The sequence below is a fragment of the Micromonospora polyrhachis genome, from assembly GCF_014203835.1.
GTDB classification, from domain to species: Bacteria; Actinomycetota; Actinomycetes; order Mycobacteriales; family Micromonosporaceae; genus Micromonospora_H; species Micromonospora_H polyrhachis.
In genome coordinates this window covers 5,034,633-5,059,913 of the sequence record NZ_JACHJW010000001.1, presented here as the reverse complement: position 1 = coordinate 5,059,913, position 25,281 = coordinate 5,034,633, and the positions used below count along the sequence as shown (strand labels likewise).

Annotated in this window: 25 protein-coding genes and 2 pseudogenes; 13 read left to right on the top strand and 14 right to left on the bottom strand. The window is 68.6% G+C overall.

Going from position 1 to position 25,281, the window contains the following annotated elements; genetic code table 11:
* Positions 1-51 precede the first annotated feature (51 nt).
* Positions 52-702, top strand: a complete 651-nt coding sequence (locus tag FHR38_RS22360; RefSeq protein ID WP_221449125.1) for an HAD domain-containing protein — start codon at positions 52-54, stop codon at positions 700-702.
* On the opposite strand, the gene FHR38_RS22355 is transcribed toward FHR38_RS22360, so the two are convergent.
* Both FHR38_RS22355 and FHR38_RS22350 read right to left on the bottom strand, forming a co-directional pair.
* Complete coding sequence (locus tag FHR38_RS22355) at positions 691-1,290, bottom strand: GNAT family N-acetyltransferase (RefSeq protein WP_184536510.1); 600 nt, start codon at positions 1,288-1,290, stop codon at positions 691-693. The two genes, FHR38_RS22360 and FHR38_RS22355, sit on opposite strands and share 12 nt — an antisense overlap.
* Positions 1,262-2,287: an NAD-dependent epimerase/dehydratase family protein gene (locus tag FHR38_RS22350; protein ID WP_184536509.1), complete on the bottom strand. Its 1,026-nt coding sequence runs from the start codon at positions 2,285-2,287 to the stop codon at positions 1,262-1,264. Before FHR38_RS22350 ends, FHR38_RS22355 begins: the two co-directional genes overlap by 29 nt.
* A 510-nt stretch (positions 2,288-2,797) precedes the next feature.
* Between FHR38_RS22350 and FHR38_RS22345 the strand changes: the two genes are divergently transcribed.
* Together FHR38_RS22345 and FHR38_RS22340 are read left to right on the top strand one after the other, a co-directional pair.
* The gene (locus FHR38_RS22345; RefSeq protein WP_184536508.1) at positions 2,798-3,430 is read left to right on the top strand and encodes a DUF998 domain-containing protein; all 633 of its coding nucleotides are present in this window, start codon (positions 2,798-2,800) and stop codon (positions 3,428-3,430) included.
* Between the two features lie 97 nt (positions 3,431-3,527).
* A complete protein-coding gene (locus FHR38_RS22340) occupies positions 3,528-4,442 on the top strand; it encodes an ADP-ribosylglycohydrolase family protein (RefSeq protein ID WP_184536507.1) in 915 nt (304 codons plus the stop codon).
* 55 nt (positions 4,443-4,497) lie between these two features.
* Here FHR38_RS22340 and FHR38_RS22335 read toward each other — a convergent pair whose 3' ends face one another.
* From FHR38_RS22335 to FHR38_RS22310, 6 genes and pseudogenes are all read right to left on the bottom strand, one after another.
* Positions 4,498-5,736 (bottom strand): S8 family peptidase, encoded by a 1,239-nt coding sequence (locus tag FHR38_RS22335; protein ID WP_184536506.1) that lies wholly within the window; start codon positions 5,734-5,736, stop codon positions 4,498-4,500.
* A 67-nt stretch (positions 5,737-5,803) separates the two neighbouring features.
* On the bottom strand, positions 5,804-7,039 hold the full coding sequence (locus FHR38_RS22330; protein ID WP_184536505.1) for a S8 family peptidase: 1,236 nt from the start codon (positions 7,037-7,039) through the stop codon (positions 5,804-5,806).
* Positions 7,040-7,502: 463 nt separating this feature from the next.
* A pseudogene (locus tag FHR38_RS22325) lies at positions 7,503-8,555 on the bottom strand (ABC transporter permease); the annotation flags it as partial.
* The gene (locus FHR38_RS22320; RefSeq protein WP_184536503.1) at positions 8,552-9,445 is read right to left on the bottom strand and encodes an ABC transporter ATP-binding protein; all 894 of its coding nucleotides are present in this window, start codon (positions 9,443-9,445) and stop codon (positions 8,552-8,554) included. The pseudogene FHR38_RS22325 and the gene FHR38_RS22320, both read right to left, overlap by 4 nt.
* An 82-nt stretch (positions 9,446-9,527) precedes the next feature.
* Positions 9,528-10,220, bottom strand: coding sequence for a response regulator (locus FHR38_RS22315; RefSeq protein WP_246447644.1), 693 nt, complete (start codon positions 10,218-10,220; stop codon positions 9,528-9,530).
* Positions 10,221-10,297: 77 nt separating this feature from the next.
* Positions 10,298-11,581, bottom strand: a complete 1,284-nt coding sequence (locus tag FHR38_RS22310; RefSeq protein ID WP_312882338.1) for a sensor histidine kinase — start codon at positions 11,579-11,581, stop codon at positions 10,298-10,300.
* 320 nt (positions 11,582-11,901) lie between these two features.
* Between FHR38_RS22310 and FHR38_RS22305 the strand changes: the two genes are divergently transcribed.
* From FHR38_RS22305 to FHR38_RS22295, 3 genes are read left to right on the top strand one after another with little or no spacing between them, the layout of a single operon-like run.
* Positions 11,902-12,153, top strand: coding sequence for a hypothetical protein (locus tag FHR38_RS22305; protein ID WP_184536500.1), 252 nt, complete (start codon positions 11,902-11,904; stop codon positions 12,151-12,153).
* Between the two features lie 2 nt (positions 12,154-12,155).
* On the top strand, positions 12,156-13,004 hold the full coding sequence (locus FHR38_RS22300) for a DddA-like double-stranded DNA deaminase toxin (RefSeq protein ID WP_184536499.1): 849 nt from the start codon (positions 12,156-12,158) through the stop codon (positions 13,002-13,004).
* On the top strand, positions 13,001-13,420 hold the full coding sequence (locus tag FHR38_RS22295; protein ID WP_184536498.1) for an Imm1 family immunity protein: 420 nt from the start codon (positions 13,001-13,003) through the stop codon (positions 13,418-13,420). Before FHR38_RS22300 ends, FHR38_RS22295 begins: the two co-directional genes overlap by 4 nt.
* Positions 13,421-13,427: 7 nt before the next feature.
* Here FHR38_RS22295 and FHR38_RS22290 read toward each other — a convergent pair whose 3' ends face one another.
* Positions 13,428-14,324 (bottom strand): LysR family transcriptional regulator, encoded by an 897-nt coding sequence (locus FHR38_RS22290; protein WP_184540049.1) that lies wholly within the window; start codon positions 14,322-14,324, stop codon positions 13,428-13,430.
* Positions 14,325-14,473: 149 nt separating this feature from the next.
* On the opposite strand from FHR38_RS22290, the gene FHR38_RS22285 reads away from it, so the two are divergent.
* The 5 genes from FHR38_RS22285 (at position 14,474) to FHR38_RS22265 (ending at position 17,919) form a co-directional block, all read left to right on the top strand.
* Positions 14,474-15,049 carry a dihydrofolate reductase family protein gene (locus FHR38_RS22285; protein ID WP_184536497.1) on the top strand — a complete coding sequence of 192 codons (576 nt, stop codon included), beginning with the start codon at positions 14,474-14,476 and terminating at the stop codon, positions 15,047-15,049.
* 28 nt (positions 15,050-15,077) lie between these two features.
* On the top strand, positions 15,078-15,440 hold the full coding sequence (locus FHR38_RS22280) for a DUF1801 domain-containing protein (protein WP_184536496.1): 363 nt from the start codon (positions 15,078-15,080) through the stop codon (positions 15,438-15,440).
* Positions 15,437-15,826: a VOC family protein gene (locus FHR38_RS22275; RefSeq protein WP_221449123.1), complete on the top strand. Its 390-nt coding sequence runs from the start codon at positions 15,437-15,439 to the stop codon at positions 15,824-15,826. The genes FHR38_RS22280 and FHR38_RS22275 overlap by 4 nt, the downstream gene beginning before the upstream one ends.
* A gap of 161 nt (positions 15,827-15,987) precedes the next feature.
* Positions 15,988-17,196: an IS30 family transposase gene (locus FHR38_RS22270; protein WP_376771391.1), complete on the top strand. Its 1,209-nt coding sequence runs from the start codon at positions 15,988-15,990 to the stop codon at positions 17,194-17,196.
* An 81-nt stretch (positions 17,197-17,277) separates the two neighbouring features.
* Complete coding sequence (locus FHR38_RS22265) at positions 17,278-17,919, top strand: hotdog fold domain-containing protein (protein WP_184536495.1); 642 nt, start codon at positions 17,278-17,280, stop codon at positions 17,917-17,919.
* 56 nt (positions 17,920-17,975) lie between these two features.
* Here the strand turns inward: FHR38_RS22265 and FHR38_RS22260 are convergent, their stop codons facing one another.
* Positions 17,976-19,817, bottom strand: a complete 1,842-nt coding sequence (locus FHR38_RS22260; RefSeq protein ID WP_184536494.1) for a hypothetical protein — start codon at positions 19,815-19,817, stop codon at positions 17,976-17,978.
* Between the two features lie 199 nt (positions 19,818-20,016).
* Positions 20,017-21,084, bottom strand: coding sequence for a hypothetical protein (locus FHR38_RS22255; protein WP_184536493.1), 1,068 nt, complete (start codon positions 21,082-21,084; stop codon positions 20,017-20,019).
* Positions 21,085-21,413: 329 nt separating this feature from the next.
* On the opposite strand from FHR38_RS22255, the gene FHR38_RS22250 reads away from it, so the two are divergent.
* Positions 21,414-21,869, top strand: coding sequence for a Clp protease N-terminal domain-containing protein (locus FHR38_RS22250; RefSeq protein WP_184536492.1), 456 nt, complete (start codon positions 21,414-21,416; stop codon positions 21,867-21,869).
* 116 nt (positions 21,870-21,985) lie between these two features.
* Here the strand turns inward: FHR38_RS22250 and FHR38_RS22245 are convergent, their stop codons facing one another.
* On the bottom strand, positions 21,986-22,948 hold the full coding sequence (locus FHR38_RS22245) for an NAD(+)/NADH kinase (RefSeq protein ID WP_184536491.1): 963 nt from the start codon (positions 22,946-22,948) through the stop codon (positions 21,986-21,988).
* 233 nt (positions 22,949-23,181) lie between these two features.
* Between FHR38_RS22245 and FHR38_RS22240 the strand changes: the two genes are divergently transcribed.
* A complete protein-coding gene (locus tag FHR38_RS22240) occupies positions 23,182-24,465 on the top strand; it encodes an alpha/beta fold hydrolase (protein ID WP_184536490.1) in 1,284 nt (427 codons plus the stop codon).
* Here FHR38_RS22240 and FHR38_RS22235 read toward each other — a convergent pair.
* Together FHR38_RS22235 and FHR38_RS33595 are read right to left on the bottom strand one after the other, a co-directional pair.
* A pseudogene (locus FHR38_RS22235) lies at positions 24,422-24,829 on the bottom strand (ATP-binding cassette domain-containing protein); the annotation flags it as partial. The gene FHR38_RS22240 and the pseudogene FHR38_RS22235 sit on opposite strands and share 44 nt — an antisense overlap.
* A gap of 17 nt (positions 24,830-24,846) precedes the next feature.
* On the bottom strand, positions 24,847-25,200 hold the full coding sequence (locus FHR38_RS33595; protein ID WP_376771424.1) for an ABC transporter substrate-binding protein: 354 nt from the start codon (positions 25,198-25,200) through the stop codon (positions 24,847-24,849).
* Positions 25,201-25,281 lie beyond the last annotated feature (81 nt).

Sequence of the window (25,281 nt, the reverse complement as noted above, 5' to 3'; positions counted from 1 at the left end):
TGGCAGCGCGTCGCCCCCTTTGCAATGGATGCCGGCCAATGAAGCGATTCGTTGTCGACTACCCGACACCACCGAACGACGGCAGGAAAGGAAAACGCGGACATAGACGCCGAGCCCCTGATCCCCGTATGGCTGCTGGATGTGGACGGAGTGGTCAACGCATCCCAACCCGGCTGGAGCGCCGCGCCCCACCGGGCCAGGGTCTGGTCCCCCACCGACCGCTACGAGTACGTCCTGCGCTGGGCTCCCGCCCTGGTCGACCGGATTCGCACACTGCACCTTGCTCGTGCCGTCGAGGTGCGGTGGTGCACCACCTGGTGCCCGGACGCCGACCAACTCGAACGGCTCTGGCGGTTCCCACCACTGGGCCGGGCACTGACCGAATGCCCGGTGCCGAAGAGCGAGTACAACTGGCCGCTGAAGCTCGACGCGGCGCGGCAGGTCCTGGCCTCGGGCCGGCGACTGATCTGGACCGACGACGAGGCGATCCCCGTTGACGGGCCGGAGCGCGACAAGCTGATCGGTGCCGGCCGGTCCCTGCTGATCGCACCGTCTTCTCGACGCGGGCTACAGCCCGACGACCTCGCCGTCATCGGGGCGTTCCTATTCGGAGCCTTCACACAATCGCCACAGTCACAGCACCCCGGGGCAGTCGACAGGTTGCCCAACCGTTGCTCTGAAGACGATCGCTCAGAAGCGTAGACCGAGGTAGGTGAGCGGGCCGGGGTCGGCGACGTCGATGGTGTGGAAGCCGAGCCGATGGTAGAAGGCGTGGGCCGACTCGTTCGCGGTGACCAGCCCGAGATGCAGCCCGGGTACCCCGGCCCGGCGCAACGCCGCCGTGAAGGTGTCGATCAGTTTTCGACCGTGGCCCGCCCGCTGGTACGCCGGCAACAGGTCGATATGCAGGTGGGCCGGGTAGTCCTTGGGCTCGGGCAGGATCATCCGCTCCGGGTTGTGCAGCAGATGCGCCATGACCTCGTCCGAGGTACCCGGCTCCCCCTGTGGTGCCGGGTACCGGTCGGTGAACCGTGGCAACCATTCGGTGCGGAACCGTTGGACGAGGGTCGCGGTGTCGGCGGTGCCGAGGACGTATCCGACGGCCTGCCCGGCGTCATCGAGCACGAACGCCAGCTCCGGCTCCAGTTCGGCGTACGGGTGAGCGAAGATGGCCGGCAGGACATCTGGATCGGCGTACGAGCCGGAGGCATCCTGCCCCGCATCAGCCGTACGGATACAGATGTCGTGTACGGCATCCCGGTCACCCGGCTGGTACCGGCGGATGATCATGCAACGGACCTGACCGAAGTGCCGCCAGCAGGTCGCGCTCGCGCTCGGCACTGAGGCCAGCCCGACGCTCCCGGTCCAGCCCCAACTCGCGTTCCCAGACCAGGGTGTCGGCGAGCAGTTCCGCCACTGGCCGGTGCCGCAGTCCGGCGGCGACAGCAGCTTCCCCACTACGTGCCGACCAGCCCTCCCAACCGGGCTCGACCAGCCACATCGGCAGCGACTCCGGCCCCATGTATTCCTTGACCCCCTGCTTGAGCAGCCAGTCCGAGTCGGCGGTGACCACCGGCCCGGTGTGCCCGCCGAGGGACCGGGACAACTCGATGAACTCCGCGAGAGTGCCGACCGGCCCCACCGCGTTGTACGTTCCGACGGTTCCGGCCGCCGCCGAGTCGAGCAGCCAGGCGGCAAGATCCCGTACGTCGATGACCTGGGTCGGCAGTTCCGGGGTGTCGGGGACCAGCATCGGCGTACCCGGATCACGGGCGGCCCGGCCCACCCAGTAGCCGGCGCGGTCGCTGGGGTCGCCCGGTCCACCGATCAGCCCGGCGCGCGCTACCAGCAACCGCTCCCCGACGGCGGCCTGGGACGCCTGCTCGCAGGCGGACTTCGCCTCGCCGTACAACTCGCGGTCTACTGTGTCCAGCTCGGTCGGCGGCAGTGTCTCGGCCGACTCGTCCGCGCCCGGAGTGCCCTGGGAGGCGTAGACGTTGCCGGAGGAGACGTAGGACCAGTGTCGGACCCGGTCACCCAACGCCGCCAGGGCACCCCGGACAAAGCCCGGCTGCCAGGACACCTCGATCACCGCGTCCCAGTCGCGGTCGACCAACCCGTCGTACGCCGTGGGGGCGCTCCGGTCGGCGGCGACCAGCCTCGCGCCCTCGGCCACCGCACCGCTCTCGCCCCGGGCCAGGCAGGTAACCGTGTGGCCACGGTCCACCGCCTGCCGGGCCACCTCCCGGCCGAGCCACGCCGTGCCGCCCAACACCAAGATCTCCATCGGGCCACTCAAGCACCGCTGCTCCGCGATTCCCAAGCCCGTTCACGGTAGGCGTAAAAGCGCAAGAGCGGCCTGGCCAGCCGGAAACCCCACCGCCCAACCAGGCCGTAGGCGTAAAAGCGCAAGAGCGGCCCGGCCAGCCGGAAACCCCACCGCCCAACCAGGCCGTAGGCGTAAAAGCGCAAGAGCGGCCTGGCCAGCCGGAAACCCCACCGCCCAACCAGGCCGTAGGCGTAAAAGCGCAAGAGCGGTCTGCCCTTCAGAGAGTGACCGCCTGGCGGTGGCACAGCTCCAGCACCTGGGTCCGCAGTCCCTTGGCCCAGACGACCTCCCTGAGCGCCCGGTGCCACGCTGGCCGCGCTGTGGCCGTCGAACACCTTCGATCCCGGCGGACCTAGCCTCAGCCGGCAACGCGGGCCGCTCTCAGGGATTCCCCGGCCCGGTCTCCGGGGCAGTTCAGGGACGCTACCCGGAGGCGCGCCCCTGGTTCCGCTCACTAACGTCCTATCCATGATCGAATCGCTGCGGGGCACATCCGCCCGACGCCTGTTCACGGCGCTGGCCTGGGTTGGTCTCGCCCTGACGGTGCTCCTCGCGGTCGTCGGACAGATCGACCCCGACCCGTACCTCGATCCGTTCGCCCTGACGGTGAGCGACTACGCCGTGGCGGACCGCGGTGGGGTGACCGACGCCGCGATGATGACATTCGGTGCGTCCGCGCTGGCGCTGCTGATGGCCCTGCGTAACCTCCCGCGTGGGGCGATCGTGCTGTTGGGCGTGTTCGCCGCCGGCATGTTCGTCGCGGCCATCGCGCCCACCGACCCCGGCACCCACCTCTCGGGCACCGGCCAGCTCCATCGCTATGCCTCCGTCGTGGCGTTCGTCGCGTTGCCACTCGCCGGCCTACTGCTCACCCGCCGCGCTCCGGACCTGCTTGGCCGGGCGATCGGCTGGGTACGCGGCTTGGTGCTCGCCACCGGCGTGTTCATGGTCGCCATGCTGGTCAGCTCGACGGTCGGGGACCGGCTGCTGGTGGGGCTGGCCGAGCGGTTGCTGCTGACGACCTCGGTCGTGCTGATGGCGGCACTGGTCACCCGGGCCGGCTCACCCCGTTGGGTCAGAACTCGCTCGCCACTGGCGTAACGGAATCCGGCGTGACGGATTCGGGCGTGACGGATTCGGGCGTGACGAATTCGGGTGTGACGGATTCGGGTGTGACCGGTCTGGCAGGATCGACGTGATGCAGGACGAGGACCGGCGGGAACTGTGCCATAACTCGCTGACCGGGTTGTCGGTCGGTGACGCGCTGGGCGCGCAGTACTTCGTGCCAGGTCGCCACAGCGACGACCTGGTCGAGGGGCGAGTGCCGGTTGCACCGTGGGAGTGGACCGACGACACCGAGATGGCCTGTTCGGTCGCGGCCCAGCTACGCAAGTTCGGCACGATCGACCAGGATCTGCTGGCCGAGGCGTTCGCCCAGCGGTGTGAGCCCTACCGTGGCTACGGGCCGGGGGCGGTGGTGCTGCTGCACCGGATCCGTGACGGCGTCCCCTGGCGTACGGCGGCACCGGAGTTGTTCGACGGGCAGGGCTCCTGCGGTAACGGGGCGGCGATGCGGGTCGCGCCGCTCGGGGCGTACTTCGCCGACGAGCCGCAGCGGGTCGCCGAGGAGGCGGCGCGGTCGGCCGAGGTGACGCACAGCCATCCGGAGGGGATCGCCGGGGCGGTGGCGGTCGCCCTGGCCGCCGGGCTGGCCGGCGCGGCTCGCTGGGGAGAAGCCCGACCGTCCGCCATGGAATTTCTGACCGCGCTGACCGACTGGGTCGGGCGCGGTGAGGTCCGCGACGGCGTCCGACGAGCCCGGGACCTGTTCGGCCGGGGCGTCGAAGAAGCCGCGTACGAACTGGGCAACGGCTCCCGGGTGACCGCTCAGGACACCGTGCCGTTCTGCGTCTGGGTTGCCGCGACCCACCTGGACGACTATCCGGCGGCGGTCACCGCCTGTGTCCGGGCCGGTGGGGACATCGACACCACCGCGGCCATCGTCGGCGGGATAGTCGCCGCGTACACCGGGATCGGGGACCAGCCGGAGGTGCGCGGGGTGCCCCGAGCCTGGCTGGCCGCGCGGGAACCACTGCCCGACTGGGCCGCGTAACGGTTCGAGGGTGTCCGGCCCGGTGTGGACCGGACACCCGGCGGACCGATACGCCTCAGGCGCCGCAGTAGAGCAGCCGGTTGGGTGAACCAGTGCCGGGACTGGTGACGATTCCGGTCGTGGCGTTGCCGAGCAGATGCGCGATCACCTGTCCCGCCGTCCAGCTTGGATGATCGGACCAGATCAGCGCCGCACAGCCGGCGACGTGCGCGGAGGCCATCGAGCTGCCACTGATCGTGTTGGTGGCGGTGTTGCTGGTGTGCCAGGTCGAGGTGATGCCCTGGCCGGGAGCGAAGATGTCGACACAGCTACCGAAGTTCGCCGAACTCATCCTGGCGTCGGTCGGCGTGGTGCCGGCGACGGTGAGCGCGGCCGGTACCCGCCCCGGCGAGTAGTTGCAGGCGTTGGCGTTGGAACTGCCGGCCGGTACGGCGTAGATGATCCCCGAGTTGATCGACGCGGTGATGGCGGCGTCCAGGGCGGCGCTCGGACCGCCCCCGATGCCCATGTTCGCCACCGCCGGCCTGATCGCGTTGTGGGTGGTCCAGTCCACCCCGGCGATGACGTTGGCGTAGGTGCCGGAACCGTTGCAGTCCAGCACCCGGACCGCGACCAGCCGGACGTCCTTGGCCACCCCGTGCAACTCGCCGCCGATGGTGCCGGCGAGATGGGTGCCGTGACCGTTGCAGTCGGCGGCCGGCAGGCTGCCGTCGACCGCGTCATAGCCGTTGGTGACCGAACCACCGAAGTCGACGTGCGTGGCCCGGATACCGGTGTCGATGACGTAGGCGCGGATGTTCGGCGCCTTGTTCGGGTAGGCGTACTTCTGGTCCAGCGGCAGGTACCGCTGGTCGATCCGGTCCAGCCCCCAGGACGGCGGGTTGAGCTGCACACCGCTCAGGGACACGACGTGGTTCTGTTCGACGTACGCCACCGCCGGGTCGGCGGCCAGGCGCTTGGCGGCACGCTCCGACATCCGTACCTCGAAACCGGTGAGTGCGGCGTGGTAGACGCGGGCGACGCTCCCGCCGTAGCCGGCGGCGAGCCGGTCCGCGGTGGCGGAGACCGCCGCGGCCGTGACCGACGCCCCGGCGGCGGCACCGGTCGCCGCCGGCCGCAGGACGACGATGTAGCTGTCGGGTACGGCGCTGACGCCCGCCGCCCGGCGGATCTCACCGGTCTCTCCCGACGTGGCCCCAGCGGCAGCGGGCTGGCCGGGAACAAGCGCGACGGTCAACGCGGCGAGGAGATTGAGGGCCAGCATTTGCCGGCCCCGGGACCCTGAGATGGTCATGGTTCCTTCCTCCAGACAGTCCGGCCCCGAGGCGGTCTGCCTCGGGGCCGGGTTATGGGGTGTTCTCTCAGGCCGTGGGGGACACGTAGAGCAGGCGGTTCGGCGAACCGGTGCCCGGGTTGGTCACCACGCCGGGGGTGGCGGTGTTGACCAGGTGGCTGTGCACCTGGGCCGGGCTCCAACTCGGGTTGTTCTGCAGCACGCGGGCGGCGGCACCGGCCACGTGCGGGGCGGCCATGGAGGTGCCGCTGATGGTGTTGGTCGCGGTGTTGCTGGTGTACCAGGCCGAAAGGACGCTCACGCCGGGGGCGAAGAGGTCCAGGCAGGTGCCCCAGTTGGAGAACGACGCGCGGGCGTCGTTGCTCTGCGTCGCACCGACGGTCAGCGCGGTCGCCACCGAGGCGGGCGAGTAGTTGCAGGCGTTGGCGTTGGAGTTACCGGCGGCCACGGCGTAGGAGACGCCGTCGCGGATCGAGTTCGCCACCGCGTTGTTCAGCGAGGTGTTCAGGCCACCGCCGAGGCTCATGTTCGCCACGGCCGGCTGGCCGGCACCGTGGTTGGAGGTCACCCAGTTGACGCCCGCGATGACGCCGGCGTTGGTGCCGCTACCGGAGCAGTTGAGCACCCGTACACCGACCAGTCGGACCTGCTTGGCCACGCCGTACCTGGTGCCACCGACGGTGCCGGCGACGTGGGTGCCGTGGCCGTTGCAGTCGGCCGCCGGCAACGAGTTGTCGACTGCGTCGTAGCCGTGGATTGCCCGGCCGCCGAAGTCGGTGTGCGAGATGTGGATACCGGTGTCGATGATGTACGCGGTGACGCCGCTACCGGTGCTGGTGTAGTTGTAGGTCGCGCTCAGCGGGAGGTTGTGCTGGTCGATGCGGTCCAGGCCCCAGGGCGGGTTGGTCTGGGTGGTGGCGAGCGAGACGGTGTGGTTCTGCTCGACGTAGTCCACGGCCGGGTCGGCGGCGAGCCGCTTGGCGGCCTGTTCCGACATCTTCGTCTCGAAGCCGTTGAGCGCATCGCCGTACACGTAGCCCACCTTGCCGTCGTAGCGCTCGGCCAGGGTGCTGGCCTTGCTCGCTACCGTGGTCTGCTGGGTGCCGGCCCGACCGCCGACCGCGCTGTCCTTGAGTACGACGATGTAGCTGTCGGCGACCGCGGTGGCACCCCCGGCGAAGAGGATCTCACCGGTGGCGGGTGCGGCGGAGACCGGCCCACCGACCATGACCGTGGCCACGGAGGTGGCGACCGCAGCGCCAAGCGCGGCGAGCCTGCGTCGATGCGTGTATGGAAGTGACAACTTCCAGCCCTCCCTCACTTGATCTCTCCACCGGATCGACGACCCGGGAAGATGATCCGAACGGTTGGGCCGATCCTACAAGAATATTTACGTCTATCAATTTGTGAGATTTTGCAAGCAAGTTCCACGCAAATCATGATCGCCGCAAATCATGATCGTCGCAGACAATGATCGTCGCAGACAATGATCGTCGCAGAGAATGATCGTCGACAATCGATCAGTCAGGATAATTGTGTGGTCGTCGAACCGCTACTCGGACGGAGCATCCGGCCGATCTGAAGATCGTGGTCGGCCCGGACACCGCCGTCGCTCGGCGAACAGACAGCGACGGTGCCACCCGGTCGGGTGGCACCGTCGTCTCAGACCGAGCGCGCGAAGGTCAACGGGTCAGTGCGCTCTCCCGGTCCGCGTCGTCCCGAGGCATGGCTGCCCCATTCGTGTCATCTCGGGATACCCGCCGGATCTCCCGGTCCCGCCACGCCGTCGCCAGCGTCGTACGGCCGTTGGTCCGCAGCAGCGAGCCCTCGTACAGCCGCGCTCCGGCCATCAGCAGAACGACCCCGGTGACGACCAGGATGACCAGCGACAGCACCGGCTCCCAGGCGGCCGCGTCCTCGGTGAACAAGCGCACCGGCATCGCGGTCGGAGCCGAGAACGGCACGTACGACAGGATCGTCATCGCGAGCGGGTTGTCCTTGAGGAAGATCACCCCGAAGAACGGCAGCATGACGAGCAACTGCACCGGCGTCGACGCGCCACTGATGTCCTCCTGCCGGTTGACCAGGGCACCAACGGCGGCCCAGAGCGCGGCCAGCATGACGAACCCGGCCACGAAGAACGGTATGAACCAGCCGATGGCCGGGGACAGCAGCGTCATCAGGCCACCATCGCTGTCGGCGACCCGCATGCCGACCATCGCCATCACCGCGGTCAGCCCGACCTGGCCGAAGGCCAGCAGGCCGCAGGCGAGCACCTTGCCGGCCAGCAGAGCCCGGACCGGCACACTCGCCACCAGGATCTCCACGATCCGGGTCTGCTTCTCCTCGGTCACGCTCTGCGCGATCTGGATCCCGAACGTGAGGGAGGTGAAGAAGAAGACGAACGCGAAAGCGAACGCCACCAGGAAACCGACCATCGGGTCCACCGCGTCGGGGTTGAGCAGTTGGACGGGGGGTTTACTGCTCAGCGCCGCCACCACGTCATTCGGCGCTTCGTTCATGGCGAGCACCTTCGGACCGGCGACCACCGCCGCGTCCACCTGGCCGTCCCGGACGAGCTGCTCGGCGGCCTGGTCGTCAGCGACCGTACGCAACTCCAGATCCGTGCCGGTCAGGCTGCCGGCCATCGACTGGGTCACCGCCACGGTGGACGGACCGCCAGACATCAGCGACGGCAGGATGGTGCCGGCGGCAGCGAAGAACAGGAAGAAGATCGTACTGAACAGGAAGGTCTTGTCTCGGAGCTTGACCCGGATCTCACGAGCGGCGACCAGGCGGGTGGCGGCGAAGATGTTCACTGGTTGACCTCTCGGAAGATCTCGACGAGGGAGGGGGCGACCGGGCCGAAGGCGCGTACCGGGCCGCGGGACAGGGCCGCGTTCAGGACCTGCTGGTCGTCCATGCCGGGTGCCAGGTCGAAGACGGCACGGGCACCGTCGAGGTCGACCAGGGTCACCCCGGGCTGGTCGCGCAGCCATCCGGCGTCGCCGTCGACCCGCAGCTCGTACCGGGGCAGGGTGTACGCCGCGCGCAGCCCCTCGCGGCTGCCGGCGGCGCGGATCACACCGCCGGCGATGATGACCAGGTCGTCGCAGAGGCGTTCGACCACGTCGAGCTGGTGGCTGGAGAAGAGCACCGGTACGCCCCGCGCGGTGTGCTCGCGCAGCACACTCACGACGGCATCCACGGCCAGCGGGTCGAGCCCCGAGAACGGCTCGTCCAGGACCAGCACCTCCGGGTCGTGGACCAGGGCAGCGGCGATCTGGACCCGCTGCTGGTTACCGAGGGACAGCGACTCCAGCTGGTCGTTCGCGCGCTCGCCCAGACCCATCCGGTCGAGCAGGTCGGTCGTGTTGCGCTGCGCCGCCTCGCGGCTCAGCCCGTGCAGCCGGCCGAAGTAGATCAACTGCTCCCGGGGGGACATCTTCGGGTAGAGGCCGCGTTCCTCCGGCATGTAGCCGAACCGCTGCCGCATCTGGCGGGTCAGCGGAGTCCCCTGCCAGCTCACCCGACCGGAGTCCGGGGCGAGTACGCCCAGGATGATCCGCATCGAGGTGGTCTTACCGGCACCGTTGCCGCCTACGAAGCCGGTCATCCGGCCCGCCGTCACCTCGAACGAGACCTCCTTGAGGACCTGCCGGTCCCCGAAACTGCGATTGATCGACTCGACTTGGAGCACGTGGGTCATGCCATAAAGATTAGGTTTCGCCAGGCCCCGTGGCGTCCGGCCGATGATTGATCATCAGGGTCCGCCGCGCGACGGACCCGCCTCAGCCGCCAGGCGTAACCACCCCGTGCTCGTAGGCGAAGACCACCGCCTGGGTACGGTCGCGCAGCCCCAGCTTGGCAAGCACCCGGCTGACGTGGGTCTTCACCGTCGCCTCGCCCAGATAGAGCTGACCAGCGATCTCGCCATTGGTGGCCCCACCGGCGAGCAGCACCAGCACCTCCCGCTCCCGGGGGGTCAGTTCGGTCAACCGCCCATCGGTGCGGGCTACCGCCTCGGGGCGGGCGAAGGTGGCGATCACCCGTCGCGTGATCGCCGGGGCAAGCAGCGCGTCGCCGCTGGCCAGGACGCGTACCGCGTCGATCAGGTCCTCCGGGGTGCCGTTCTTGAGCAGGAAGCCGCTGGCCCCGGCCTGGAGGGCGGCGAAGAGGTAGTCGTCGCGGTCGAAGGTGGTCAGGATCAGCACCGCCGGGCCGGTCTCCTGTGCCGCGATCCGCCGGGTCGCCGCCAGGCCGTCCAGCCGGGGCATCTCCACGTCCATCAGGACGACATCGGGCTCGGTGCTGGCGGCCAGCGCCACGGCCTGCTCACCGTCGACCGCCTCGCCCACCACCTCGATGTCGTCCTCCGTCTCCAGGATGACCCGGAACCCGGTACGCACGAGATGATGGTCGTCGGCGAGAAGCACTCGGATCGGGCGGTCCGACCCGAACCCGGTGCCGGTCGAGCCAGTCAGGCCGGTCAAGCCAGTCGGACCGGTCGAGCCAGTCGGACCGGTCAAGCCAGTCGAGCCGGTCCAGCCATTCGAGCCGGTCATACGCCCGCTCCGACCGGGGCGTGCGGGAAGCGTGCCCGTACCCGGTATCCGCCGCCGGCGCGCGGCCCGACCTCCAGGTGACCGTCGTGGGCGGCGACCCGCTCCCGCATACCGATCAACCCGAGCCCACCCACGCGGGAGGTCTGCCCGCCTCGACCATCGTCGGAGACGTCGACTTCCAGTTCGTTGGCGAGGTAGCGAATCCGCACATCGATCATGGTAGCCCCAGCGTGTTTCAGGGTATTGGTGATCGCTTCCTGCACGATCCGGTACGCGGCCTGCGACAGTGACGCCGGCAGCGGCGCCGGATCGCCGTACACGCCGAACTGGGTGGTCAGGCCGGCGGCACGAACGTTGGCCAGCAGGTCGTCGACCCGCTCGACCGAGGCGGTGGCGGGGGCCTCCGCCCCGTCGGCGGTCGTGGCGGGCTGGCGCAGCAGGTTGAGCATCCGGCGCAGCTCGTCGATCGCCGTCCGAGCGCTCTCCTCGATCGACGAAAGGGCGGTACGGGCCCGCTCCGGATCCTTCGCCATGACCCGCCGGGTGGCCGCCGCCTGGATGCCCACCACCGATACGTGGTGGGCGACCACGTCATGCAGTTCCCGGGCAATGCGGACCCGTTCGCCCAGCACCGCCCGCTCGCCCGCCTCTGCCTGCGATCGGCGCAACGCCTCAGCCTGTACGTGGAGCTGGTGCTCCCGGCGGGCCGCCATCCAGGCGGTCTCGCCGGAGAAGAAGGCGAACCCGAAGATCAGAACGTTGATCAGGATCATGTAGAGGAGCGTGGCGAGCAGTGGCGGCACCGGCCCGGCTGCCTCCGCGAACGCGTCCTCCGGGATCGAGGCCAGCGCCTCCCAGAAGGAGATGCCGATCCAGGCGAACATCGCGACGATGATGCCCAGTCCGATCCGACGCGCCCGCCGATGGTCGTGTCCCCAGGCGACGAGCGCGTAGATGGCGGCACAGATCGCGCCCGAGGACAGTTGCGCCTCCGGCGCGGCCCGGACCTGTCCGCCGATGAACGCCACCGCGATGATCACGGCGGTGGCCTCCGGCCAGCGGCGTCGCCAGGCCAACGGCAGGGTCACCGCCACCGACCAGAAGATCTGCTCCGGCCAGGACGGCGGTGGACCGAACATGAATCGGCCGGCACTGGCGGTCAGGGTGAGACTCAGCAGCGCCGCGGCGGTGACCGCCAGCCCGACGAAGACATCGATCCGTTGCTGGTCTGATGTCGGTTTTGGCCGATGCCACTGCTCACCACCGCTGTTCCGCTCCACCCGCCGACAATGCCACGACCCGGTCGACGGTTCCCAACCGGTGACCGGCCCGCCACCCGGGACGAAACAGTAACCAACAAGGGAAATCTGGACGGACATCGATCACCATTTCAGCCAATGCGAGCCACATCAATGATCGTTAGGTGAGTCATATACCAATGATCGACAGATCCGAGCAACCAGTGATCAAGACCGGACGGTACGCGTCACGAGACGATCGAAAGCAACACAATCCATCGAAGCCCTTCACCGAACAGGGAATATGTGTTTAACTCCCTGGCGAAACGCTCCGCCTCCGGGAGAGGTGACGCGCAATGCCGATGGCCGAGATCGTTGACGTGCTCCGTCATGCCGCCGACGGGCTGTCCACCGCAGAGATCGCCACCACCGAAGGCGCGCTTACCGATGTGACCAGACAACTCGCCGCGACCCTGACCGGCACCCAGCACGAAGATGCCACCGCCGCGCTACAGGAATTGCGATCCGCCATACGGGAGTTGCACGACGCTCACGTCGCGCTGGCCCACGCGGCGACCGGCTGTAGCGAATATCTGGCGAGCCTCGGCGCCTGACAATGGCTCTCGACAAGGTCATCGCGGCCATCCAATCAGCGCGAGACCACTTTCACACCTCGGTCGTCGCCCGGGTCCGCAACGACGTCACTGTCGTCACCGCGCAACTCACCCAGGCTACTCGGGGAAGCCGTCACGCCGCGATCCTCGGCGCGGTCGCCGCAGCTCGGAGCGGACGGGAGCATCTCGACAACGCACTCCAGCACCTCCTGGCAGCGACCCAGCACCTGGACAGCTACCTGGCGGTCGTCGTCGGCACCGCGCCAGCACCGCGACCGCCAGCCCAGGAGCCGGCGGCCGGGTCGGCAGTGCCGGTCCCACCTCCGACGGCCGGGTCAACAGTGCCAGTCCCACATCCGGCGGCCGGGTCAACAGTGCCGGTCCCACCTCCGGCGGCACCGCTGGGTACGAGGTGGTCGACGACGACCGCCGTACCCGAGCGGGTTCGCGCGGCAGCCACGAGCTTTCTCCCCCGACCCCCGGGGGCCAACCGGCCAACCACCGGCTGCTTCCAGGGTCGGGTCGTGACCTCCGGCGGACGCGACAGGAGCATCGCGGCCGACCTCCGGTACGACCCGTTACGTGGGCCTCCCGTCACGTTCTACCAACATGTGGAGTCGAAGGTCGCCGCCCAGATGCGTCACGACGACATCGCAACCGCCGATTTGGTCGTTGACAACACCGTGTGTGGCAGCAATCAACACGATCAGGACCATGAATGGTCCTGCGAGAAGATCCTCCCCGCGATCCTTCCCGCGGGTGCGCGGCTGACCGTGTGGGTCACCCGCGACGGCGGGCAGTCCTGGTGGCAGGCCACCTATACCGGCACCGGCGAAAGGATCACACGTTGACGTTCGCGATGGTGGACTATCACGGTCACTGTGAGACGCTGTCCGACCCCGCCGACGCGGCGGACTGGTTCGACGAACAAGCCGGCACGATCATGAGTCACGGTGGCTCCGGCCAGGTAATCCGGTTCGGACGGGCCGACGGAGCGACCGAACTGCGGGTCGACATCGACGTCGACGTGGATCTGGCCGCACTCTGCTGGGTGGCCGACGGGGCCCATGCCGTCGAGTTCGACCCGGTGGCCGCCATCACCGTCCTGGAGTCCCCCGACACAGGCTTGATCACCGTACCGGCCAGCCGCGCCCGGGTGCGGGCCGCAACCGCCCGCCAGGCGGTCCTGGAGTACGTCACCACCGGTCAGCGACCGACCTGCGTGACCTGGGTTCGCGACCCGGATCACCCGGACGAACCCGGGTAACGCACGGTCAGCTCGACAGTGGACGTGGATTGGCGTCGGCGGCGGCGCGGACGAACTCGCGTATCCGGGCGGTCGTGTTCGACTCCAGCCAGATCGGCCCCCGCTCGATCGGCGGGGCGTCGTGGATCGGCACGTAGGCGACATCCGGGCGGGGATAGTAACGACGGGTGTGCTCCCCCACCGGCAGGATGCCCCGACCCATCGCGACCAGGGAGAGCATCTCGGAGAAGCTGTTGCCTGCCGGTCCCTTTCGCACCGGGTGGCCGGCTGGGGTGCGGTCGGGGGTCCGATCCCGCTTGAATGCGGCGGAGGTCATCGACGGGTACTGCACCACCGGGTGCTCGGCCAGGACCTCCAGGGACACCGACTCCGCGCCGGCCAACGGGTGCCCGGCGGCCACGGCCAGCACCCGGGCCTCCGTGAGCAACACCGGCCCGCAGGCCATGCCGTCGAACGGGTACGACGCGATGAGGATGTCGATGGACCTATCGAGCAGGCTGGCTCGGGAGTTGGACAGTTGCACCTCGTGCACGTGCACCTCGCAGTCGGGATGCCGTTCGGCGAAGAGACTGACCGCCTTGAGCAGCACCGGCGCGGTCCACTCCCCCAGGAACGCCACCCGCAGTTGGCCGCTGATCCCCCGGCCCGCGTCGACGGCTCGGCGTACCGCCTGGTCCGTCTGGGCCACCAGGGGGGCCAGGTCGTCGGCGAGTTGCCGCCCGATCGGGGTGAGCACAACGACCCGACTGGTGCGCTCGAACAGTGGTGCCCCGATCCGGCGTTCCAGCTTCTTGACGACGTGACTGATCCGTCCGGTGGTGACCCGTAGCCGCTCGGCGGTACGACCGAAGTGCAGTTCCTCGGCGAGCGTCAGGAATGTCTCGACCTCGTACCGTTCCAGCACCACGACCCCCGATCGTTGAATCCGAGTCAACGATCGTAGTCCGATCGGGGCTTGGTCGGCGTCGCCGCTCGGCGGATCGTGGACAACGTCACCGGCCGCCGGGAAGAACCGCCGGCCGGGTCCCAACCACGATCCACGGGGGTACCCGCATGTCCAGCACCACCACTGACAGCCACCGCACCGGCACCGGAACCCGCCGCATCGTTACCGGCCTCTTCATCTCCCTCGACGGAGTGGTGGAGGCCCCCGAGACCTGGCACTTCCCGTATCTGAACGACGAGATGAACGCGGTCGTCGGCGGGATCATGGCCAACGCCGGGGCGCTGCTGCTGGGTCGGGCAACGTACGAGACGTTCGCGGCGACCTGGCCCCACCAGACCGGTGAGATGGCCGAGGCGTTGAACGCGATGCCGAAACTCGTCGCCTCCCGGACCATGGAGACGGCCGAGTGGAACAACTCGACCATCCTCGACGGGGACGTCGTCGCCAAGCTGACCGCACTCAAGCAGCAGCCGGGTCGCGACATCGGCATCTCCGGCAGCATCACCCTCACCCGCGCCCTGCTCCGCGCCGGCCTCGTCGACGACCTGCACCTGCTCGTGCATCCGATCGTGCTCGGCAAGGGAGAGCGCCTCTTCGACAGCGGCGACCGGATCCCGCTGACCCTCGCCGCCTCGGCCACCTTCCGTACCGGCGTGGCCCACCTGCACTACCAGCCCGCCTGATCCCGACCGGAACCCGAGGAAGCCCACCATGAGTGAAACGACTGTCACGGACTATCTGACCGGCCTCGACGCCCCGCTGCGGGAGATAGGGGAAACACTACGACCGGTCATCGACACAGCCCTGCCCGGTGCCATCGGCGCGATGTGGCACGGCCACCCGGTCTGGGGCCTCGGCGACAAGCCGGGAAAGGACCCGATCTGCCTGCTGAAGGCCTACAAGTCGCACCTGACCTTCGGGTTGTGGCGTGGGCAGCAGGTCGCCGACTCCTCCGGCCGACTCGTCCCCGGGGCCCGCGAGATGGCCTCGGTGAAGCTGCACACCGTCGACGAGATCGATGCCGCCCTCTTCGCCGACTGGCTGCGTCAGGCCCAGAAACTGGAGACGAAATGACGATCATGCGAGTTAAGGCCTTCGACCACCTGGTGCTCAACGTCGAAGACATCGAACGGGCATTGGCGTTCTACTGTGGACCACTCGGCCTGGAGCCGGTACGGGTCGACGAGTGGCGGGCCGGCAAGGTCGGCTTCCCTTCGGCTCGGGTGTCCCCCGAGACCATCATCGACTTCTTCTCCCGCGACCGGAACGAGTCGAACGTCGACCACATCTGCCTGACGGTGGAACCACTGGACTGGCAGGAAGTCATCGACTCGGGCGTCTTCACCGTGCTGGAGGGACCGGTGGGACGGTTCGGCGCACGGGGCCGGGCGACCTCGATCTACGTACGGGACCCGGACGGCAACACCGTCGAGCTGCGCTGGTATCCGCAGGACGCCTGACCGACGACCGGGTGGGTGGGTGTGCGGGCGGGCGGGTCGCGACGATGCCCCTGCCCGCCCCACCCCGTACCCTCGCTGATGGGTGAGGAAGGACCCCTTCTTATCGCTTACCGCTTGAGTTCTAGTGGTGGTTGCAACACCTGATCTGTTCAGGAGTTGCAGTGTTCGAGATCCGTAAGGACCGGGCGCCTCAGGGCCGGAAGAAGTTGCATGCTGAGCGTCAGGCTTATCTTGATCTTGTGGCGCAGGGTGTAGGTACCGCACAGGCGTGTCGGATCGTCGGGGTCAACCGGCGTACTGGCCATCGTTGGCGGCACGGGCGGAAGTCCCGGGCCGGGCAGGAGGCGCAACCTCCTGCCCGGCCCGGGACTTCCTCCGGTCGGTTTCTGTCCGTGGACGACCGGATCCTGATCGCTGACCTGCGGCGCGAGGGCAGGTCGCTTCGGTCGATCGCAGCCGAGGTGGGGCGGGATCCGTCCACGATCAGCCGTGAACTGCGCCGTAATGCCCATCCCGGGACAGGGGACTACCGCCCTCACGCGGCTCAGGCACGGGCCGAACAGCGGCGCCCACGGCCGAAGACGGGCAAGCTCGCCGCGAACCCGCGGCTACGCCAGGCAGTGCAGGACGGCTTGGACCGTAAGTGGAGCCCGGAACAGATCGTGCAACGGTTGCGGCGAGACTTCCCCGACCAGCCAGGGATGCACGTGACCCACGAAACGATCTACCAGGCGCTCTACGTGCAGGGACGCGGTGAGCTACGCCGCGAGCTGACTCGGGCGCTGCGTACCGGCCGCGCGGTCCGCCGCCCGCGCCGCCAACCCGGACAACGTCAGCCTCGCTTCACCGCGCCCATGGTGATGATCAGCGACCGGCCCGCCGAAGCCGACGACCGGGCCGTGCCCGGCCACTGGGAAGGCGACCTCATCATCGGTAAGGACAGCGCCTCGGCCATCGGCACCCTGGTGGAACGCGCTACCCGCTACGTCCTGTTGGTGCACCTGGGTCGCGGTCGTACCGCTGAGCGTGTCCGTGACGCGCTGCAGGCCACCGTCGCCACCCTGCCGGCCCACCTCAAACGATCCCTGACCTGGGACCAAGGCACCGAAATGGCCCTGCACCACCAGTTCAGCACCGCTGCGGACATTCCCGTCTACTTCTGTGATCCACACTCGCCCTGGCAACGCGGCTCCAACGAGAACACCAACGGTCTGCTTCGCCAGTACTTCCCCAAAGGCACCGACCTCGCCGTCCACGCCCCGGAGCACCTCGCCGCCGTCGCCGCCGAACTCAACGGCCGACCACGCAAAACACTCGGCTGGGACACCCCAGCCGAGCGCATCGCTAAGCTTCTGACCGAAGCCAGTTGATCACCTGTGTTGCAACGACCCCTGGAATCCGCCCCGCCCTGGAGGGGGCCCTTCCTGACACCGGAGCGGAGAGGAAGAGCGATGATCGTTCCAGCGCGCTTCAACGGGCCGGCCGGCTCGGGCAACGGTGGCTACTCGGCGGGCATCTTCGCCGGCTCCGATGGCGGTCAGGTCACGCTGCGCACGCCACCCCCGCTGGACACTCCGCTGTCCCGGGTCGGCGGTCAGGTCCACGCCCCCGACGGCACCGTCGTGGCCGACGTTGTGCCGGCCGACGAGATCGACACCGTCATCCCGCCGATCGGATACGCCGACGCGGTCGCGGTCTCCGCCGGATACGCGGGCTTCACCGAACATCCGTTCCCCACCTGCTACGTCTGCGGGCCGGAACGTGCCGACGGGCTACGCATCTTCCCCGGCCGAATGCCGGACGGCAGCACCGCCGCCCCGTGGACCGTTCCAGGGGATGTGTCACCCGCGATGCTCTGGGCCGCGCTGGACTGCCCCGGCGGCTGGGCGGTGATCGGTGCCGGTCGGCCGTACGTGTTGGGTCGGATCGCCGCACGACTGGACCGGCTGCCCGTACCCGGGAACGAGTGCGTGGTACGCGGAGCGCTGACCTCGGTCGAAGGGCGCAAAGCCCTCGTGCACACCACCCTCTACGACTCGGCCGGCACCGAACTGGCCCGCGCCCGCGCCACCTGGATCGCGATCAGCGGCTGACCGCATCGGGCGCTGCCTGATCGAACAACGGCGGTCGGCCTACTTTCGTCGTACGGTCAGGGCCGGTAGTCGTCGTGCAGAACGACCCGGGAGAACTCGTAACCGTGTGGCGTACGCCAATAGTGCAGACGCCGCGCGGCGGCGGCATTGCGTTGTAGCGCGACGCGCCAGCAGGTCGCCCCGTCGGGTCGACTGACATACGAACTCCCGGCCAGCCCGTCACGCAGCCGATGCAGGTCGCGGCCGACCATGCGCTGGACCTGCTCGGTGAGCACCTCCACCACCACGGCCACCACCTTGACCCGGCTCACCCCCTCGGCCTGGTCGATGGAGGCAAGAAAGTCGGGGCCCAACGTGTACGGGGCCAGGGGCCGCTCCGCCTTCTCGGCGGCTGGAATCCGCTGCGCCCACTCGCAGAAAATCTCGTAGCGGAACTGCTCCTCGGAATCCAGGAACAACTGGTCGACCCGGTCGCGCGGCGGCTCGGCCCGCCCCTGGAGGCTCTTGAGCTGCTTGGCTGCCTGCTGTCTCACCCGGTCAGCGTTGCGGTAGCGGGTCTGTAGTTGCTCGATGGAGCGGTTCGCGTGCGCCAGATCCTCCTCCAGTTCCGCTGCCCGAAGGCGCAGACCGGCGAGTTCGTCGGCCAGGGCCCGACGGGTGGCCCGTTCCGCCGCCAGTTCGGCGCCCAGCTGCTGGAGTTCCTCAAGGCGTACTCCGGAGGCGAGCCGCGGTGCCACCGGCTGTCCGCCGTTCGTACGACGTCGGTCCAGGTCGAACGGGGTCGGCTGCCGGGGCACCGTGGGCGACCCCTTCGGCCCGACCGACGATGCCAGGCCCACCGACGACGATGACGGGGCGACCGGCATCGGCGACGACGACGATGCGGCCGGGGGCGGCGGCGAGGGCTCGGGCAAGCACAACCAGGGTGGACCGTCGGAAAGCAGACTCGGCGCGGACTTGAGCGACTCCGCGTCGTCGACGTCGTCCAGGCGTAGCCGTGGCGGATCGAGCGCGACGACGCGACAGGCGACGATCTCGCCCACGGTGAACAGTCCGGTCAGCAGGTCCATCGGGTTGGTGGTCACCGCATCGCGGTCGACCGCGATGGTGAGTTCGGGGAGGAGCCGGAGCCGCACCGCCTCCTCGGCCACCTCCGCCACATCCGCCAGGACGACGTCCCCGATCCGGTACGTCGCGTTCACCGCCCGCTCGGCGTCGACCGGATCGGTGAACCGCACCGCGTCCCGCAGATCCAGCCGCCGCGAAACCGGGTCGTAGGTGCCCACAACGGACTGTCCCTTGGTCAACAGCCGATCCAGGGGAACGCCCGGGACGGTCAGCTCCTCCCAGACTGTCGCCACCGAGTTGTCGGCCAGGGTCACCAGGGCCCGTGACCCGATCACGCCCTGCACCTGGCCCGACCGTTGCTGGATCCCGGGCCGGGTACGCGACTCGACCAGCCCGGCCGCCATCGCCGCCGCCAGCGTGTCGTTGATCAGCTGGTCAGTGATCCGAGGCCGGTCGCGGGACGTGTAGGCGAACCGTAGTCGGCTGCGGCTCGGCATCCCGACCCAGCCGTGGTCGACCGGGTACACCCGCCCGGCACCGCCGTACACCTGGGTCAGGGCTGGCATCTCGCCGGAGAACGCCCAAGAGACCTCGCTCGTCGGCATCAACACCACCTCGGCCAGGTCGCCGACTGCCTCCTTGATCTCCTCCGGGTCCCCGAAGGGTTCGTCGTGCCCGGCCGAGATCGTCAGTACGACAACCGGCCACCGCCGTCCCGGTGTCAGCAGCCGGTGAGCGAGCTTCCGGGCCTCGTCTCCTGAGCCAATGCGCCGAATTCCGGCAGGTGGTAGGTCACCGTCGCCCAGCTTGTCGCTATCCGACCGCCCCATCGGGCCAGCCTGCCTGCCGAAGACGCAACCGACAAGACTACGTATCGGTACGATTCCGCAGGCCGCCGTCCTGTTTGCCCCCTGAGCCCGGACAGTCGGTTCCGTCGATCGCCGCGTCGAGTCCGGCACCATCGACCACGAGCCGCTGCACGATCAGGTCGGAACTCATCTGTCCGCCCGCGTGGCGGTTGGGGGGTTGTCAGGCGAAGCAGGGTTGGAAGCGAATCCACTGATCAAGATCGGCGAGGGTACCTGGGTGGGTGACCCGTACTCGGTGGCCCTGAGCAGCATTGATCAGGTTCTTGGCCAGGCGGAGGCGACGTATGGTGTCGAGGGACTCGTGTCGCCAGTCGTCGATGCTGGTAACCTCCGCGATGGTGATCGGAATGGCGGCGAGGCACGACCGGACGAGTTCGTCGGCGGTGGGCAGGACACCATCAAGTCCTTTGGCAATACCGCGGGCGAACAGGTCACCGACGAACCGGGCCCGGGCCTCGGCGTGCTCGTGCGGGCGGAACGGACCGACGGTGGCGGCTCGGTCGAGTAGCCACAGTCGCAGGACGACCCACTGTGGCCGGCGTCGTGGTTGCTCGTGGATGCGGACATCGACGTGCCCGTAGAGGTGCAACCACCAGTTGGCGTCACCGGTCTCGGTGGCGAGTCGTCGAGTCAGCCAGGCGTATCGGCCGTCCATATCGAGGTTGAGCAGGTGCCGGGCTGTCGCGCCCATTCCGGTTGACGCGATGCCGGTGAGATCGATGCGCCCGGGGTGGTGCGGTGCAGAGATCTTGTATACGTGCCCCGGCCGCACCGTCGACGCATGGCTGGCCGGATCAGGATCGTCGGTGACGACCAGCACCAATACGGTGGAGTCAGGCTGACACCAGGCGTGCAGGTCGGGATCGGACCATGGCATCGGCACCAGGGACACGGGCTCGAGTGCCTGGCAAAGCGCATCGAAGGCGACCTCGTCCGACGCGGTGGCGGTGGCGGTGGCGGTGGCGTCTGCCACGACGGGCGGGAGCACGTACTCAACGCCGCCGCCGAGTCGGTGAACCTGGACGCTGAAGTGGGTGCCCCGCCAGGACTGCCCGTCGGCGGTTTGTTCCCAGAAGAACTCGACCAGACCGTAGTCGTGCCACAACGACCGCCCGTTCTGGTTCTCCGCAGGCTCGATGCCCATCGCCTGGGCAACCTCGTCCGGCGTGAACGTCCAGTCGGCGCCGGCCACGGTGCCTGTTCGGACCACGTCGACGAAGAAGGCCAATGGCGATTTCTCATCCGTGACACGGCCGGGGTCGTCCCTGAATGTCGCCCCCACAGCGACTCAGGTTAGCGGAGTGCGGATGCGGCATCGGCGAACGGTTGAGGGCACCCGGCGTGGGATCTGGTTCACGAGCGTTGGGACGTTCCACGTCGTACGAGATGCCCGTCAGCATTGGAGTCCGAGTCAGGCGGCGCAGGTGGCATCGAACGGGCGCCAGGTTCATGATCACCAGGTGGGCTTGGTGGCGGGGTGTTCCCTGGGAAACGGAACGCCCACCGTGCTCGTCGCTTCGACTAGGCTCTACTGCCGAACCAGAGGGGGTTGGTGCGGTGTTCGAACGGTTGACTGACCGGGCACGGCGGGTCGTGGTGTTGGCCCAGCAAGAGGCCCGGGACCACAAGCATCCGCACATCGACACCGAGCATCTCCTGCTCGGACTGCTCGCCGAAGGGCAAGGCATAGCGCCGTTCGTGCTGGAACGGCTGGGCCACTCGAACGAGCAACTTCGCACCCAGATCGACCAGGTCATCGGGATCGGTAGCACCGCGCCGGTCGGGCACCTTCCGTTCACGCCGCCAGCCACGCGGAGTCTGCAACTGGCGGCGCAGAGCGCAGACCAACTCGGCACCGACTACATCGGCACCGAACACATCCTGCTCGGGCTGCTCGCCGAAGGTGCGGGCGTGGCCGCGCAGGTCCTCAATCGGCTCGGCATCGACCTGGCCACCGCCCAGCGGGAGGTCAGTCGGGTGGTCGCTCAGCTCACCAGGCCCAACCAACCGTAGGCCAACGTCCCGCAGGGCATCGGCCAGCCATCCTGACAGGCACCTTTCCGCCCGGGTTGGCAGCCTGGCTTGCCTGGCTTGCCTGGCTGCCGAATGAAACGCCCCGGGAGGACGGATCAGGAGTTGGCTCTCCGGTGCCGCTCGGCACGTTCGCGCAGCGGCTGTGGGATGAGTTCGAGCAGTTGGTCCGGACGCAGCGGGAGGTCGAGGAGGCTGAGCTTGACCCTGGCCCGTTGGGCATGGATGTCCGCGTCCAACCGGATCAGGGAGACCGCGTCGTTGTGCAAACTGATCGACAGCGCCCCCTGCGGATCGAGCTGGCCCGCGCGTACGCCGTCGATCGACACGAGTAACGGCTGATCGGGCGAAGGGTTCGCCAGCGAGATGACGTCGTCGCCGCCGAGTACGACCGACCGGCCGATGCCCGACATCGGTGCCACCGGGGTGAGCACCACCGACGGAGAGGAGGGCGAGACGACCGGCCCACCGGCCGCGTAGTTGTAGGCCGTGGACCCGATCGGCGTGCAGCAGACGAGGGCGTCGCCCCGGTAGTAGCCGTGCCCCGCCCCGTTGACCAGCAGGTCGACCGTCATCCCGCCGAACGGCTTCGTTGCGGTGAGCACCACGTCGTTGAAGGCCATCCAACTGGCAGTGGCTCCCTGGACGCCCACGTCGAGGCAGCTGTGCGGCTCCAGGGTGAACGTGTTCTCGACCAGCCGGACCAGGGCGGCCGCCAACTCCGTCGGGGCGATCTCCACCAGGAATCCGAGCCGGCCATGGTTGACGCCCAGGACTGGTACACCCCGGTCCACGACCAGCCGCATCGCGCCGAGCATCGTGCCGTTACCGCCCAGGCTCACCACCGCGTCGGCCCGGTCGACGAACTCCTCCGTGTCGACCAACGTGACATCGCTACCGACACGATCGGCATCCGCCACCCGAGCGATGACGGCAACACCGTGGGCCGCCCCGAACTCCGTGATCACCTGGATCGAGTCCAGCACGCTCCTGCTGGGATGCAGCACGAGGCCGATCGTGTACGGGCGCTCGCCAGCACTACGTTCCGCTTTCGTCGCCATAATCGCAATTATCGCCCGGTATGCGCGCTTTGCAGGGCACTTACGCAGGTCGCGTCCGTCGACGCAGAGGCAACCGACCGCAGCGGATGGGGCCAGGCACCTCAGCAGATGGGGCTGGGACGCAGCAGATGGGATCGGCATAACCGGGGGGTTGTCGATGTCTGGGATGGGACAGCCCCAACGGCGCTGGGTGATAGTTCCTCCAACCCCACTACCGCGGAGGATGCATCGGGATGACGCTGAGGTACATCCGGCCAGGCCAGGTGTGCGTGGAGCACCTGCTGGAGGTTCCACTCGATCATGATGATCCCGACGGGCCACTGATCGAACTGTTCGCCCGTGAGGTCGTCGCCCAGCAGAACGCCGACAACCGGGACCTGCCGTGGTTGTTGTTCCTCCAGGGTGGGCCGGGAAGTGCGGCCGACCGGCCGTCGTCGTCGAGCGCGTGGCTACACCAGGCGCTACGGAACTATCGGGTACTGCTGCTCGACCAGCGGGGTACCGGCCGCAGCACCCCGCTGAACCGGCAGTCGCTGGCCGGGCGCACCGACGCGGAGGCAGCGGCCTACCTGCGTCATTTCCGGGCGGACGCGATCGTGCAGGACGCGGAACTCATCCGCCGGCAGTTGCTCGGGGACCGGCCGTGGAGCCTGCTCGGGCAGAGCTTCGGCGGCTTCTGCGCGATGACCTACCTCTCATCGGCGCCCCAGGGCCTGGCCGAGGTGATGATCGCCGGCGGCCTGCCGAGCCTGACCGCCCACCCGGACCAGGTGTACCGGGCAGCCTATCCCCGGGCGTTGGCCCACACCGAGCGGTTCTACACGCGCTACCCGGGAGATCGAAAGGTGGTACGGCAGGTGGTGGACCACCTCGCCGACAACGACATCCGACTGCCCAGCGGCGAGCGGCTGTCGACCGAGCGGTTCCAGATGTCGGGCCTCACGTTCGGCATGGCAAGTGGTTTCGACAACCTGCACCATCTGCTCGAACTGGCCTTCATATCCGCGCCGGGCGGACCGGTCCTCTCCGACACCTTCCTGCGCGGCGTCGACCGGATGGTGTCGATGGCCGGCCAGCCGTTGTACGCGCTGCTACATGAGTCGATCTACTGCCAGGGCACCGCTTCGTCCTGGTCGGCGAGCCGGGTGCGGGCCGAGTTCGACGAGTTCGACCTGTGGCACCGCGCCGAGGTCAACTTCACGGCGGAGATGTTCTATCCCTGGCTCTTCGACCAGGATCCAGCGCTCAGGCCACTGCGCGGGTGCGCCGATCTGCTGGCCGCTCATGACGACTGGCCACGCCTGTACGACCCGGACCGGTTGGCCGGCAACACCGTTCCCGTCGCGGCGGTCGTCTACTTCGATGACCTCTACGTCGACTTCGCACAGTCGATGGTGACCGCCGGCCAGGTCCGGGGGCTGCGGCCGTGGGTCACCAACGAGCACGTCCATGACGGGCTCAGTGCCCGGCCGGCGGTGTTCGACCGGCTTCGCGCGATGGTCCGGGGTGAGGTGTGAGTTCGGGGAAGGCTGGCACCGCGGAGAGCAGCGCGTGGGTGTACGGGTGCGCGGGGCGGGTGTAGAGCGTCTGGCGATCCGCGACCTCGACGATCCGGCCGAGGTACATCACCGCGACCCGGTGGCAGAAGTGGCGGACCACCGCCAGGTCGTGGGCGATGAACAGGAACGCTATTCCCAGATCGCCCTGGAGCCGGTGCAGCAGGTTGATCACCTGGGCCTGGATGGAGACGTCCAGCGCGGAGACGGGCTCGTCGGCGACGATCAACTTCGGCTCGGTGACCAGCGCGCGGGCGATGCCGATCCGCTGGCGTTGCCCGCCGGAGAACTCGTGTGGGAACCGGTGGTAGTGCTCGGGGTTGATCCGCTCTTCGCCGGCCCCTAGTACGCCTTGGCGTAGTCGCCGCCGGACAACCACTGCGGCACGTACTTGGGTCCGAGCACCTTCCCCGGGTCGTAGAGGCGCTCGATGCCGTACTTCACGTCCTTGGCGGTGACCGGCGTACCGTCGTCGAACTTGATCCCGCCCTTGAGCGTGAACTTCCAGGTCCGGCCGCCGTCGGCGCTGGTCCCGGTGTCGGTGGCGAGATCACCCACCAGCACGAACTTCCCGTCCACCAACTTGTAGGTGGTCAGTTGGCGGGACCGGTCGAGGCGGCTGCGTCGCCGATCGTCACGGTGGATGTCTCCACCTTGTCCGACGTCGGTGGGCTGTCGGGTCCCCGCCGCCGCCACCGCTGGTGCACGCCGAACCGGCCAGCGTGACCACGGCGAGCAGGCCCACGGAAGCGGCTCTTCTCGCGGATGTTCGCATAT

Bases quoted from the DNA above. Each gene is read 5' to 3' on its own strand.
- FHR38_RS22305 (WP_184536500.1), top strand. From the start codon at position 11,902: ATGGCCGAGATCGTTGACGTGCTCCGTCATGCCGCCGACGGGCTGTCC.
- FHR38_RS22300 (WP_184536499.1), top strand. From the start codon at position 12,156: ATGGCTCTCGACAAGGTCATCGCGGCCATCCAATCAGCGCGAGACCAC.
- FHR38_RS22285 (WP_184536497.1), top strand. From the start codon at position 14,474: ATGTCCAGCACCACCACTGACAGCCACCGCACCGGCACCGGAACCCGC.
- FHR38_RS22320 (WP_184536503.1), bottom strand. From the start codon at position 9,445: ATGACCCACGTGCTCCAAGTCGAGTCGATCAATCGCAGTTTCGGGGAC.
- FHR38_RS22260 (WP_184536494.1), bottom strand. From the start codon at position 19,817: ATGGGGCGGTCGGATAGCGACAAGCTGGGCGACGGTGACCTACCACCT.
- FHR38_RS22345 (WP_184536508.1), top strand. From the start codon at position 2,798: ATGATCGAATCGCTGCGGGGCACATCCGCCCGACGCCTGTTCACGGCG.
- FHR38_RS22275 (WP_221449123.1), top strand. From the start codon at position 15,437: ATGACGATCATGCGAGTTAAGGCCTTCGACCACCTGGTGCTCAACGTC.
- FHR38_RS22240 (WP_184536490.1), top strand. From the start codon at position 23,182: ATGACGCTGAGGTACATCCGGCCAGGCCAGGTGTGCGTGGAGCACCTG.
- FHR38_RS22355 (WP_184536510.1), bottom strand. From the start codon at position 1,290: ATGATCATCCGCCGGTACCAGCCGGGTGACCGGGATGCCGTACACGAC.
- FHR38_RS22280 (WP_184536496.1), top strand. From the start codon at position 15,078: ATGAGTGAAACGACTGTCACGGACTATCTGACCGGCCTCGACGCCCCG.
- FHR38_RS22335 (WP_184536506.1), bottom strand. From the start codon at position 5,736: ATGACCATCTCAGGGTCCCGGGGCCGGCAAATGCTGGCCCTCAATCTC.
- FHR38_RS22245 (WP_184536491.1), bottom strand. From the start codon at position 22,948: ATGGCGACGAAAGCGGAACGTAGTGCTGGCGAGCGCCCGTACACGATC.
- FHR38_RS22340 (WP_184536507.1), top strand. From the start codon at position 3,528: ATGCAGGACGAGGACCGGCGGGAACTGTGCCATAACTCGCTGACCGGG.
- FHR38_RS22350 (WP_184536509.1), bottom strand. From the start codon at position 2,287: ATGGAGATCTTGGTGTTGGGCGGCACGGCGTGGCTCGGCCGGGAGGTG.
- FHR38_RS22265 (WP_184536495.1), top strand. From the start codon at position 17,278: ATGATCGTTCCAGCGCGCTTCAACGGGCCGGCCGGCTCGGGCAACGGT.